This is a genomic window from Bacillus sp. B25(2016b) (assembly GCF_001679765.1).
GTDB classification, from domain to species: Bacteria; Bacillota; Bacilli; order Bacillales; family Bacillaceae_G; genus Bacillus_A; species Bacillus_A thuringiensis_K.
This window is the reverse complement of sequence record NZ_CP016285.1, coordinates 1,874,303-1,886,131: the sequence shown is the minus strand read 5'-3', so window position 1 is coordinate 1,886,131 and position 11,829 is coordinate 1,874,303. Positions and strand designations below refer to the sequence as shown.

Genomic DNA, 11,829 nt, shown 5'->3' with positions numbered 1-11,829 from the left:
AGTCTTTACATCCCGTCCAAATGATTCGTATCATTAATGAAATGCACCGTTTTTTGTTCACCCTCAATTTCAATTAAACTTATTCCCGTATCTCCCATTTTGAAATAGTAGTCCATTGAAATTGGCATTTTGAAAAATGCACGTAATAGACTATTAATTACGCCTCCATGGGCAACAATTGCAATTCGGTCATATGTATTCTCTGTCACGATTTTAGAAAAGATTCCTTCTATTCTCATTCGAAACTCAATAAACGATTCCCCGTTTTCAAAACGATCATGAAGAAACTTTGGTTCTGGATATTTCTTTGCTTCTTCAAATGATAAGCCTGCTTGCACTCCATTATTAAACTCCATTAATTCCTCTTCTAATTGAATTGGACAACCAATTGCTTCTGCTAATGTTTCACCCGTTTCACGAGCGCGTTTTAATGTGCTTGCCCAAATGAAATCTGGTGCAAAATCTTTTTTCACTTTCTGTACAAGTTTTTGTACTTGTTGTCTCCCTTTTTCAGTTAACTCAAAATCAGCTCGTCCTTCATGCACATGTAAAATATCAGCTTCTGATTCTCCGTGGCGTATTAGTAGTATTTGCATGTTTCTCTCCCCCTTTATTTAACATTCATAAAATTCCATTATATCACATTTTAAGATTCCAAAATAAAAAAGGAACGGTCTCCCGTCCCTCATCCATTCACTTTTTCCGCATCATTCCAATAATATTTACTAAACGCTTCTGTTAACACATCAATTGTGTTATATAATTCATCTAACGTATTATCAACACCACCAACTTCAATTAACATCGCATTTTTCGATAAATCTTGATTATAAACGCCATTTCCATCTTTTTTATACTTTGGAAAAATCCCTCTACTTAATCCGTAATAGTTTTCATCTAAATAACTATTGATCGCTCTTGCAATTTTTTCATTTTCAGCACGGCCTTCATTTTCCATCCCAATTATAAAATATAATCTTGCATACGATTTTCCGTTAATTACTTTTGTTGTTACTTTCTTACGCTGATCGTCACGGTGTATATCAATCGGAAACGCAATTTTATTATTTTGTGCTAATGCCTCTTTTACATATTCATGAGACGCTTTATATGACTGATACCATACCCACTTTTTACTCGCTAATAAATCACCCATATTCGTTTTATCATGAACTACCGGAATTCCTTGTCCTTCAAGTTGCTCTTTCATACGTTTCCCTAGTAAAGACACATTTACATCTGGGCTAGATGGATCAGTTGCCCCTGGTAATAATGGAAAGAAGGATTCCCAGCTATGTGTATGATAAATATATACTGCACTTTCACCTTTTTTCGCTCCGTTCTTTTTCTGAACCGGATTATTCTTTTCCGCTTCTGTAACTTTATCTTTTGCTATTTCACGTTCTTTCGTTACTTCTTCAATCGGTACACTAGATTCATTTGGGATATTCGTCAAGTTTGTCCCTTCCCCAGCTACGATAATATTAGAATAATACTTTGACATACCTGGTACTTCTTTACCGACGAATGTTCTTAAATCTTTAATTTTCAAATCTGTCGCGATAGAGAACATTAAATTCCCAACTGACTCTCTTTTATTCTTCTTAAAATAATCAAATCCGTAATAGCGATTCTCACTTTCTATCATTTGAACAAAACCTTGCATCGATACTTTTCCAAACCATTGATTTGCATAATTCGATTTCATTGTATGTAAAAATGACGTCAAAATCGACGCTATCATAATTACTATTAGCGCATATAAAAGGAGTAACGAAATCAGTTTCTTCCCATGTATTCGAGTTGCATACTTTTTCACTGCATCACCTTCTTTATACATGGATATGTACAAGCTTTTCGGAATATACGCAAAAAAAAGAGAAATGGTATCCCATTTCTCTTCCTCACTTTTATTGTTCTTTTCCTGTATCATTTGAAGGTAGTTTCTTCGCTTGTTTTTCTTTAAATATTTCTCCAATTGCCCCAAGAGTACCAAGTGTTTCAATTGCATTAGACGGAATAAAGACTTTATTTGCTGGTCCTTTTGCAACTTCAGCTAATGATTCAAATGATTTGTAAGCAAGTATACGCTCATCCAAATTCGCTTCACGAAGCAATTCAATACGATTTTGTTCTGCTTTTGCGATTTCTTCAATTGCTCGTGCTTCCCCTTGTGCTTCTAATTCTTTTGCTTCTTTTATACCTTCAGCTTCGCGAATACGCGCTTCTTTATCCCCTTCAGCCATCAAGATTTTACTTTGCTTTTCCCCTTCAGCGCGAAGGACTTTATCTTGTTTTGCTGCTTCAGCTTCTAAAATAATCGCACGTTTATTACGCTCAGCCTTCATTTGTTTTTCCATTGATGCTTGCACATCTTTTGGCGGGTTAATATCAACAACTTCGACACGTTCAATACGTACGCCCCATTTTTCTGTTGCTTCATCAAGCGCTAAGCGGATTTCTGTTGAAATTTTTTCACGACCAGATAACGTTTCATCCAGTTCCATTTTACCAATGATTTGACGCATCGTTGCTGAAGTAATATTACGAACACCATATTCATAGTTTGAAATACCATATGTCGCAAGTTCTGGTTCAACAATTTGATAGAAAATAATTGTATCAATTTCTACTTGAACATTATCTTTCGTAATTACCTTTTGCGGTGGTACATTCGTTTGTTGAATGCGTAAGTCATGATATACACGAACACGATCTACAATTGGTATTAAAATATTTAACCCTGGGTGCATGATACGTTGAAACTTACCAAATCTTTCAACAACCCCAACTTTTTGCTGAGGAATAATTTTAATTGTTAATGCGATAAATGTAACTACAATTAGTGCGAATATAATCGTTAACGTTAATGCTACCATATTTATTCACTCTCCTTTTTCACTTGTAATATAGTACTATGTCTCTTTATAACAACGACTTTTTCTCCAGCATCAATTGAAGAATCTGCAATAGCTGTCCAAGTATCTCCATCCACTTTCACAATACCATTCGCTTCATTTGTAATCGCTTGCATAACGATCCCTTTTTTACCAACAAGCATATCTACTGTATCAGTAAATCCTTTTGCTTCTCGAAAGTTTTTTGAAATTCTTTTCGTAAAGAATGTCAAAGTTAAACTTACAATTGCACCAACAGTAACTTGTAACAGTAGTGCATCAGGAGCAAACAAAGCAATAAGACCTCCGACAACAGCTCCAATTCCAAGCCAAAGCATGTAAAATGTAATCGACAACATTTCTGCGATAAATAAAATACCAGCTATTATAAACCAAATTACCCAAGCAGCCATATGCAACCCTCGCTTTCTTTCTCATTTTCTATATGTATATGAAGAAAAGAATGGTTTATCCGCCCTTTCTTACACTCGGGCGTTCGCTACAAGCTATTGTACATATTCACTGTTACAATGATCATTAATATAATACTATATCAATATATTCTTCATTATACATGAAAATCCCTTTCAAAAAGTGACAAAAAATTAAATTCTTTAAAAATTTTAATTTTTAAATTACAATTATTCTAATTACTAAATACTATTTTTTATAGAGGTGATATTCTTATTGAGAAACCTGTCACTAATCTACTATTTAGGTTCAAAAATATGCATTACTCTCGCTGACATCGTATATGTAATGATTATTACAACTCATATTTATATAGCAACTAAATCAGCTACTATTACTGCTCTTTTTCCATTATTACAAGTTATCACAAATCTAATTGCTAACATCTCTGCACCACTTATAATAAAACGTTTTCCATCTTATACGTTGTTATATACGCTCCAATGGCTGAAAACAGTCTTTTTACTATTATTAATGATTTTGTTCCCGGTCTTATCCACAAACATTATAGCTCTATTAACTTTTATTTTTGTCATTTCATTATGTAGTGGGTGGAGTGCTCCATTATTATATGGTATTCTTCCGCGCCTTACACCGAAAGAAAAATTAGTAAAAGTAAATAGTATCTTTTCCTTTTCAACACAAATTGTGCAAGCCGTTGCTTATTCATTTACGAGTATTGTCGTTCTTCTCATTGGCGCTACTTCTACACTCATGATTAATAACATTTTAATGATTTTCGGAGGTATTGCATTACATTTTTCATTACGTTCCATACATACTGAAAGAATAGCAGATTCTCCCTCTTCCAAAAGTACTATTTTATTGGAAGGTTGGAAACTCCTATTTCAAAATCCTTCTCTCCGTACCGTTACATATATGGACTTAATCGAAACTTTCGCAGGGACAATATGGATTGGTGCTATTACGATGGCATACGTTACGACTATCCTTCATAAAGGCGAAGAATGGTGGGGATATATTAATACAAGTTATTATGTTGGCACGTTAATCGGTGGTCTATTAGCATGGAAAATGAGTTCCTATATTCAAAACAATTTAATACGATCTATGTCGATTGGCTCTCTTATATTTAGCATTCTTACATTTTTATACGGTATGACGAGCAGCGGATTTATTGCGCTTTTTCTATGTGTTCTAATGGGACCATGTTATCAAATTAGAGATATTTCCCAAACGACTGTTTTACAATCAAGTGTCGCCCCTGCTTTATTATCCAAAATGTATACAGCACATGGTGCACTTCTTTCAACAGCCTCTGGACTATCTATGCTTAGCATTGGCATTATTACTGATATGTTCGGTGTTCGTACAATTTATATCATCGCTTCTATTCTTATTTTATGTTCCGCTTGTTTATCTTTTAGTTTATTAAAATATCATAAGACAGAGCAGAACGATATTTCACTTTAATCACTAAAACAAAGAGGACAGGGATTCCTGTCCTCTTTGTTTATTCTATTCATGATAAGTTGGGGATTTTTCTATGCTTTGTCGCTTGTTCAAAAGCATAAGCTAATTTAATTAATATCCCTTTAAAGAAATTCAATTTCCTTATTTAAACACCTTTAATTTCCCGAAAAATAAAAAAAGTCTGAAACGGATTAACCTTCGTTTCAGACTCTAACGTTACTGTGCGTATACTTCATCTAATAAATGTAAAAACTCACCTTGTTTCCCAGCTAATTCAGGGCATTTTGCAATATCAACCCATTCGTAGCAAAATACTAATCCTTTATCTTCCTCACCAGCACTTACAATATGTTCCCAAGTATCCTTTACATCTGTTAGTAAAGTTACATGAAAAAAGTGGCGTTTTTCATATTCCTGTTTTTCTTTCATATGTATGATGTAATCTGCTAAAAAACGTTCTATGCATAAATGACGCAATCCGGATTCTTCCTGTACTTCACGCAATATAGCCGCTTCTAACGTTTCACCTTCATCAACCGTTCCTCCTGGCACTTGAATACCAGCTTCATGTATATCACGATGTTTAAAAACAAGTAATTGCATAACCCCCTCTTTTTCTCTTGTAATATATGCATGTACTTTTTTCTTATATAACATCGTCATTATACGTCTCTCCCCTCAATCATTTACTCTGTTACTTCTTCAAGCGTCAGTTGATTATCATACAAATATGTAGCTTGTGGATTTCCCACATACCTTACGTGCCATGGTTCATACCGATAACCCGTAATTGTTTCTTTCGCTTTTGTGTATCGAATCACAAAACCAAATTTATGGGCATTTTCAGAAAGCCACTGACCTTCTTTCGTTTCCCCAAAAACCGTCTCTAACTGAAATTTAGCAGATTGAGACGTAATATCCATAGCTAGTCCAGTTTGATGCTCACTTGTGCCAGGAACCGCGCTAGACATTGCTGTTTTTGCTTCCCCGTCTTGTTTTTTATACATCGTATTTAATGCTTTTTGTCGATCAAAAGATCTAAATCCAGAAACTGCAAACAGGAAAATACGCTCGTTGTCAGCCTGCTGAAACATATCCTCAAGCGCCCTCGCTGCCTCTTTTCTCATCTTTTTCTTTTCTTGATCACCTTCACTAGAGTAGCGCACTTTCGGAATAACTAAATCTGGCGGTCTATACCCATCTGGTAAACGCCTACTTTTATTTACAAGTACAAGCATTGAATTCGGATTATTAATTACCGCAATATCCCCATCCATATTAGCAATCGTTTCTTTCGCTTTCGGAAATATGCTATTTACACTTACTTCCCGCGCCTGCTTATCCTTATACATTTTATAATTGATTCCTGCTACTCCAATAATAATTATTGCAGCTACAATACCAAGTAGTGCCCATCTTTTTTTCATATAACGACCTCTTATTTTAATAATTTGGCCATTTCATACTCATCGATGCCCTTTCCATCGATAATAAGAGCAGCTTTTTTGACACCTTCTTTCTCAAATCCAGCTTTTTTATATAGTGTCTGAGCTCTTGTATTGTGGGCCATTACTGTTAATTCTAAACGCCATACATCATGTAATTTTGCCCACTTCTCAACCTCTTTAAACAATCTCGTCCCAATACCTCGCCCGTTATACTCTTGCAAAATACCAATTACAATGGTTGCCACATGTCTCTTTCTTTGAATGTTATTTCCATTCACTAATATAAAACCTACTATCCTCTCATCTTCAACTGCTACAAATATTGTTGCATATTCATTTTCTATAAAGCGATGGATTATTTTTTCTTGTTGCTCAGCTGTAGTTTTTCTTTCTCCTGGTTCATATAACATAAACTTCGTTTCTTCATCTAATTGCTTACTTAATTGTAAAAATGATGCTGCATCTTCTATTTCGATCTCCCTAATCACTTCAATCACCCTACCAGTTTCATAATAAAAAGTTTTCCTTATAAAAAGATTTTCTCTACTTTCTCGAAAATCCCTTTGTAAATCTCCTACTATAAATTGACAAATTTCGATATTACTATAACACCGACAAATTATGTCTATTCTGTGACGTCTCACCATTACAAAGAAAAAACGCAAGCATTACACTTACGTTTTTCCAAAATTGAAGTGAGCTAATAATTATCGATAGATGTCCTGGCTAATTCACGTTTCACTTTATCCATTCACTTTTTCTGCCTGCCAAAAATATTCACCAAATGCTTTAGCAAGTGCATCAATTGATCGATTCAATTCTTCCTCCGTATTATCTACACCGCCAACTTCTATTAATATCGCTTGTCCTGATAGGTCTTGATTATAGATTCCATTTCCTGTCTGGAACCCTTTTTGAATGACCCCACGACTCACTCCTGGATATTTCTTATTAATCGCCTCATGTAAAGCTGTCGCTAATTGTAAGTTTTTTTCATAGTTTTTATTTCCTTTCCCTACTACAAATGCAAGCTTTGCATATGATTTATCTCCAATTGTTTTTGTCGTTACATTCTTTCGGGCACTATCACGATGCAAATCAAAAAAGTATTGAAGATCTTTATTTCCAGCCATAGCTTGTTGCACAATTTCTCGTGACATTTTATACGAACTATTACTATTTAAACCTTTACTTATTAACTTTTGACCAACATCACTCTTATCGTTAGTAGCTCCAATCCCTTCACCTTCTAGTTGTTCACGGAAACGATCTCCTAATATAGAAATATTCGATACAGAACTCGTTGCTTTATTCGGATTCGGGTCATTCGTTAAGTTAAGTAAAGGTAAATAAGATTCCCAGCTATGTGTATGATAAATAAATGCAACTTGTCTCTTCCCAGTAGTTTGGGACGGCTGTTTTTTCTCTTTACTCGTATCTTGTTTAGGTACTTGTCCAGTTCCACTAGTCCGTTCCTTCACCACTTCTTCAAGAGGAACACTCGACTCTATCGGTAAGTTAGAATAATTTGTACCCTCACCCGCAATAACAATTTCTGTATCGTACTTACCAAACCCCGGGAGCTCTTTCCCGACAAAACTGCGTACATCATTAAAGCGAATATTTGTAGCCATAGAAAAGAGAAAAGAAGAAATTGAAAAATCTTGATTCAAATTTCGATACTCCTGTGTAAAATAATGATTCTCTTTTCCAAGTACATACATGTAACCATTCATCGATAACTCATTTAACCAATTATATAAATACGTTGACTTCGTCTCTTTCATAGAGGTTACCATCAGACTAATAAGAAAAAAAGTCGCTAGCACTGTAGTAATAACAAATAAAACTAACTTACGCATACTTGTAAACTTCATAAAAAAAAAGCCCCGATTCATACTATCACCTCTCTATTTCAAGTTATGTACAAGCCCTAGAGAATAGACCGTTAAAATTTCGGCTATATTGTTAATGAGGTGAAATGAATTGAAGCTATTAATAGGAATATTACCAATCGCTCTATCATTCATTTTTTATTTGTCCGCTAAGCATCCAAAAATCTCTATTGTGCTACATATTTCTGCGTACTTGGCACTTTATGTACTCGGTATAATTATTTCCATTAATATATACGATGTTTTAATACAAGATTTAGTTTTCATGACGAGCATTCATGGAATTTTACTGAATCCATTTTTCCTTATTGCAGGAGCGTATATAGGAACATACACTTTGTACCTACTTTTGTCTCACATTATTATGAAAATAAAAAATGGAGCGTAATGAAATGCAACCACCATTTATCTGTCATACATGCAAAAAAAGAATTGTGAGAAAGAAAGATCTTATTACAGCCACATGGTACTTCCGCTTTTATTTATTTCACAGTGATTGTTATAAAGGACAGCAAGTGTTCATCTCACGATTTCTCCCTTTGAATACACTTTTCAATTTCTTTCTTATTGTATATGGACTTATTTTTGGCAGTATTCTTATGATTACAGAACCATCTATTATTTGGCTGACTTTCTTTTTCCCCATTTTTTATCGGTTTCTTTCTTATTATTATGTTGAACGTTTTTTCTCTACATAATGCGCAGACTGATCTCTCGGAATACTTAAACATTCCCACTCATTTTCTTTTAACATCTTCCCAATGTAAATAATCTGACCAATATGCAATGCATAATGAGAAATTTGCCTTTCAATTGCTTGCATGACAGTATGTTCTTCACCGCGAATGTATACCGTCTTCAATAAGTGTTCCGGCGTTAAAGTATTTATCGTATTAAAAACATATTTCCATCCTTCTTGCCAAGCTATAATGGCTTCTTCTTTTGAATGATAGCATCCCTCAAATTCACCATCTCGATTACGATCTGTTTTTTCACCATCAGACGTAAAAAAATCCGTCCATCTAGAACGCATATTACCGTGCAGATGCTTAATAATAATCGCTATACTATTTGTTTCTTCATGAGAAGACCATTGTATTTGTTCATATGATAATTGAGAAAGTGCCCGTTCTCCTTGTTTCTTTATTGCTTTAAAGTTCGAAATCGCACATTGTAAATATTCTCGTCCGATATCCATATTAGCCCCTACCTTCACCCTAGCTAATTTTTGTTCCATTTGGCAATTCCATATTAGGCTGAAGCAACACTACATCATCAGCTTCAGGAACGCCGCCAAGCACAAGCACTTCTGATTTGAATCCAGCTACACGCTTTGGTGGAAAGTTTACAACAGCAACGATTTGTTGACCGATTAACTCTTCTGGACTATACCTTTTCGTAATTTGAGCACTTGACTGCTTTATCCCGATTTCTCCAAAATCTATTGCTAGTTTAATCGCTGGTACTCTCGCTTCTTTAAATTCCTCTGCATGTATTACAGTTCCAATTCTCAAATCCAAATTTAAAAAATCTTCAAAATTAGCCATTTATCATTCCCCCCAATTATTACTTAGACAAAATACAAAAATCCCCTTTAAAAAAAGAAAGGTGCCTAAGCACCTTTCTTTTGTAATTCACTTGATTCATTTGATTTATAGAAGAAGAAACCGAGAATCCCGCCAATACATGATGGAATTAACCATCCGATTCCTTCGTTATATAACGGTAACATTTGTAGTACATTAGAAATCGCGTCAATTTTAATTTTCGCACTTTCTAAACCGTTAAAGAAACTAATTAACAATGCACCTAAAATAGCTCCAATATAAATTGTATTACGCTTCCCAATCCACTTATGGAAATACGAAAGTACGATTAATACAATTGCAACTGGATAAATAATCATTAACACAGGTAATGTTACTGCGATTAATTGTGTTAAACCTAGGTTAGATACAATTAAACTAAATACACATACCATTGTTACAATCGTTTTATGCGAAAGTTTTGGGAATAAGTTTGTAAAGAAACCCGCACACGCAGATGTTAACCCAACAGAAGTTGTTAAACAAGCGAGTATAATAACAAGCCCTAATAAAATTTTACCACTCGTCCCATATAGCTCATTTACAACATTCGTTAAAATAAGACCACCGTTTTCTGAGATACCAAGTGATGTGCTTGTTGAACCAAGATAAGCAAGTGATAAATAAATTAACGTTAAACCAAGTACAGCGATAATACCTGATACTACTGTTATTTTTGCAATTTGACTACTCTCTTTTATCCCTTTAGAGCGGATAACTTGGACGACGACAATTCCGAATACGAGCGCGCTAATTGCATCCATCGTTAAATATCCTTGAATAAATCCACCAAAGAAAGCATTTTCTTTGTAAGCAGCTAACGGCGTAGCTGGCTCTCCAATTGGATCAATGATTGCCTTTCCGACAATAACAGCGACAATTAATACTAATAATGGTGTAAGAAACTTTCCAAACCAATCCACTAATTTAGATGGATTTAATGATAAATACCACGTTATTCCGAAGAAAACTATCGTGAAAAGAAATAGCATGTACCACTCTGAAACCATTGCCTCTGATAAAAACGGCTTCATACCCATTTCAAACGAAACAGCTCCAGTACGAGGAATCGCGAAAAATGGTCCAATTGCTAAATAACTAATCAATGGGAAAATAAACGCAAATATAGGGTGGACTCTAGAAGATAGCGCTTTCAAGTCCCCCTCTACAAACGCGACAGCTGTTACAGCTAGTAGGGGTAATCCGACTCCCGTTACAAGGAATCCTATTGTAGCAATCCAAACATTCTCTCCTGCTTGTTGACCTAAAACTGGCGGAAAAATTAAATTTCCTGCTCCTAAAAATAATGCAAATAGCATTAAACCAATTGCTACCGTATCACCTGGCCTTAAACGTCCCTTCATGCTCTTTATTTGCATAGCACTTTTTCATTGTTTATCTCTATATTTTACAATATGCTATGCATCCTCCTCTCTGCTCAAGATGATAAAATATGCCCCTTACAAAGCAGTGTCTTTCTCCATAATTTCTCCATTCCCCTTATTTTTACTCTAATCATTATTACAATTGTTGTTTTGAATTTTGATTTTTTTGAATTTTTAAATCATTAGAGTATTATTACGTGGAGTATAGTCGTCAGACCTCTTTGTTTTTATCACACATATAGTAACATATTTAGTTGCAAAATAAAAACATATTTTCAAATTGATTTTTTTGAAAATCAAAATTATCTACATTTTTATTCTCTTACACAAATATTGTTACAATCTCACCTATTATCCTATCGTTATTTTCAAATAGCTTTACACACGTAACATAACAAAAGCCATCCATAATTTGAAGTGCACCCCAATTGTTAGACACAGTCTAACAATTGGAGGTGCATTTTTTATGGCTAAATTTTCTTCAAAAGAAAAAATCCAAGCGGTGAAACGATATTTAGATGGTACAGAAAGTGGAAAAACAATTGCTAAATCTATAGGAGTTAACCCTAGCGTACTTCGTGAGTGGATTAGACGATATGAGTCTTCAGGTGAAAAGGCCTTTGAAAAGTGCTATACATTCTACCCAGCCCAGTATAAACTAGATGTACTTTATTATATGAATGAACACGGGACATCTATCAGAGAAACAGCGG

General features: G+C 34.6%; 15 protein-coding genes. 4 read left to right on the top strand and 11 right to left on the bottom strand.

Annotated elements, in window-relative coordinates; all coding sequences use genetic code 11:
• Positions 1-5: 5 nt before the first annotated feature.
• From BAQ53_RS09715 to BAQ53_RS09700, 4 genes are all read right to left on the bottom strand, one after another.
• The gene (locus BAQ53_RS09715; RefSeq protein WP_001166446.1) at positions 6-596 is read right to left on the bottom strand and encodes a histidine phosphatase family protein; all 591 of its coding nucleotides are present in this window, start codon (positions 594-596) and stop codon (positions 6-8) included.
• A gap of 89 nt (positions 597-685) precedes the next feature.
• Positions 686-1,933, bottom strand: a complete 1,248-nt coding sequence (spoIIP, locus tag BAQ53_RS09710; protein WP_000613903.1) for a stage II sporulation protein P — start codon at positions 1,931-1,933, stop codon at positions 686-688.
• Positions 1,911-2,879, bottom strand: coding sequence for an SPFH domain-containing protein (locus tag BAQ53_RS09705; RefSeq protein ID WP_000226252.1), 969 nt, complete (start codon positions 2,877-2,879; stop codon positions 1,911-1,913). Before BAQ53_RS09705 ends, spoIIP (BAQ53_RS09710) begins: the two co-directional genes overlap by 23 nt.
• 2 nt (positions 2,880-2,881) lie before the next feature.
• Entirely contained in the window at positions 2,882-3,310 is a 429-nt protein-coding gene (locus BAQ53_RS09700) for an NfeD family protein (protein ID WP_000741974.1), read from the bottom strand.
• A 274-nt stretch (positions 3,311-3,584) separates the two neighbouring features.
• On the opposite strand from BAQ53_RS09700, the gene BAQ53_RS09695 reads away from it, so the two are divergent.
• Positions 3,585-4,802, top strand: a complete 1,218-nt coding sequence (locus BAQ53_RS09695) for an MFS transporter (RefSeq protein ID WP_208906810.1) — start codon at positions 3,585-3,587, stop codon at positions 4,800-4,802.
• 216 nt (positions 4,803-5,018) lie between these two features.
• On the opposite strand, the gene BAQ53_RS09690 is transcribed toward BAQ53_RS09695, so the two are convergent.
• The 4 genes from BAQ53_RS09690 to spoIIP (BAQ53_RS09675) all read right to left on the bottom strand — a co-directional run bounded on the left by BAQ53_RS09690 (position 5,019) and on the right by spoIIP (BAQ53_RS09675) (position 8,148).
• Positions 5,019-5,465, bottom strand: coding sequence for an NUDIX hydrolase (locus tag BAQ53_RS09690; protein ID WP_000178285.1), 447 nt, complete (start codon positions 5,463-5,465; stop codon positions 5,019-5,021).
• Positions 5,466-5,488: 23 nt separating this feature from the next.
• The gene (locus BAQ53_RS09685; RefSeq protein WP_208906809.1) at positions 5,489-6,229 is read right to left on the bottom strand and encodes a M15 family metallopeptidase; all 741 of its coding nucleotides are present in this window, start codon (positions 6,227-6,229) and stop codon (positions 5,489-5,491) included.
• Positions 6,230-6,240: 11 nt separating this feature from the next.
• Positions 6,241-6,738, bottom strand: coding sequence for a GNAT family N-acetyltransferase (locus tag BAQ53_RS09680; RefSeq protein WP_208906808.1), 498 nt, complete (start codon positions 6,736-6,738; stop codon positions 6,241-6,243).
• Between the two features lie 255 nt (positions 6,739-6,993).
• On the bottom strand, positions 6,994-8,148 hold the full coding sequence (gene spoIIP, locus BAQ53_RS09675) for a stage II sporulation protein P (RefSeq protein ID WP_208906807.1): 1,155 nt from the start codon (positions 8,146-8,148) through the stop codon (positions 6,994-6,996).
• 88 nt (positions 8,149-8,236) lie between these two features.
• Between spoIIP (BAQ53_RS09675) and BAQ53_RS09670 the strand changes: the two genes are divergently transcribed.
• Together BAQ53_RS09670 and BAQ53_RS09665 are read left to right on the top strand one after the other, a co-directional pair.
• Positions 8,237-8,533 (top strand): hypothetical protein, encoded by a 297-nt coding sequence (locus BAQ53_RS09670; protein ID WP_000770727.1) that lies wholly within the window; start codon positions 8,237-8,239, stop codon positions 8,531-8,533.
• Between the two features lie 4 nt (positions 8,534-8,537).
• Positions 8,538-8,843: a hypothetical protein gene (locus BAQ53_RS09665; protein WP_002163956.1), complete on the top strand. Its 306-nt coding sequence runs from the start codon at positions 8,538-8,540 to the stop codon at positions 8,841-8,843.
• Here BAQ53_RS09665 and BAQ53_RS09660 read toward each other — a convergent pair.
• The 3 genes from BAQ53_RS09660 to brnQ4 form a co-directional block, all read right to left on the bottom strand.
• Positions 8,816-9,382, bottom strand: coding sequence for a DUF1572 domain-containing protein (locus BAQ53_RS09660; RefSeq protein ID WP_000435826.1), 567 nt, complete (start codon positions 9,380-9,382; stop codon positions 8,816-8,818). The two genes, BAQ53_RS09665 and BAQ53_RS09660, sit on opposite strands and share 28 nt — an antisense overlap.
• The gene (csaA, locus tag BAQ53_RS09655) at positions 9,363-9,692 is read right to left on the bottom strand and encodes a chaperone CsaA (protein WP_001263019.1); all 330 of its coding nucleotides are present in this window, start codon (positions 9,690-9,692) and stop codon (positions 9,363-9,365) included. Before csaA ends, BAQ53_RS09660 begins: the two co-directional genes overlap by 20 nt.
• A gap of 65 nt (positions 9,693-9,757) precedes the next feature.
• Positions 9,758-11,095, bottom strand: coding sequence for a branched-chain amino acid transport system II carrier protein BrnQ4 (gene brnQ4 / locus BAQ53_RS09650; protein WP_000678504.1), 1,338 nt, complete (start codon positions 11,093-11,095; stop codon positions 9,758-9,760).
• Between the two features lie 487 nt (positions 11,096-11,582).
• Here brnQ4 and BAQ53_RS09645 point away from each other — a divergent pair.
• Positions 11,583-11,829: transposase (locus BAQ53_RS09645; protein ID WP_208905495.1), on the top strand; the 247-nt coding region annotated here is incomplete at its 3' end.

Coding starts and splice junctions, on each gene's coding strand:
- BAQ53_RS09715 (WP_001166446.1), bottom strand. CDS start 596: ATGCAAATACTACTAATACGCCACGGAGAATCAGAAGCTGATATTTTA.
- spoIIP (WP_000613903.1), bottom strand. CDS start 1,933: ATGATACAGGAAAAGAACAATAAAAGTGAGGAAGAGAAATGGGATACC.
- BAQ53_RS09705 (WP_000226252.1), bottom strand. CDS start 2,879: ATGGTAGCATTAACGTTAACGATTATATTCGCACTAATTGTAGTTACA.
- BAQ53_RS09700 (WP_000741974.1), bottom strand. CDS start 3,310: ATGGCTGCTTGGGTAATTTGGTTTATAATAGCTGGTATTTTATTTATC.
- BAQ53_RS09690 (WP_000178285.1), bottom strand. CDS start 5,465: ATGACGATGTTATATAAGAAAAAAGTACATGCATATATTACAAGAGAA.
- BAQ53_RS09685 (WP_208906809.1), bottom strand. CDS start 6,229: ATGAAAAAAAGATGGGCACTACTTGGTATTGTAGCTGCAATAATTATT.
- spoIIP (WP_208906807.1), bottom strand. CDS start 8,148: ATGAATCGGGGCTTTTTTTTTATGAAGTTTACAAGTATGCGTAAGTTA.
- BAQ53_RS09665 (WP_002163956.1), top strand. CDS start 8,538: ATGCAACCACCATTTATCTGTCATACATGCAAAAAAAGAATTGTGAGA.
- BAQ53_RS09660 (WP_000435826.1), bottom strand. CDS start 9,382: ATGGAACAAAAATTAGCTAGGGTGAAGGTAGGGGCTAATATGGATATC.
- csaA (WP_001263019.1), bottom strand. CDS start 9,692: ATGGCTAATTTTGAAGATTTTTTAAATTTGGATTTGAGAATTGGAACT.
- brnQ4 (WP_000678504.1), bottom strand. CDS start 11,095: ATGAAGGGACGTTTAAGGCCAGGTGATACGGTAGCAATTGGTTTAATG.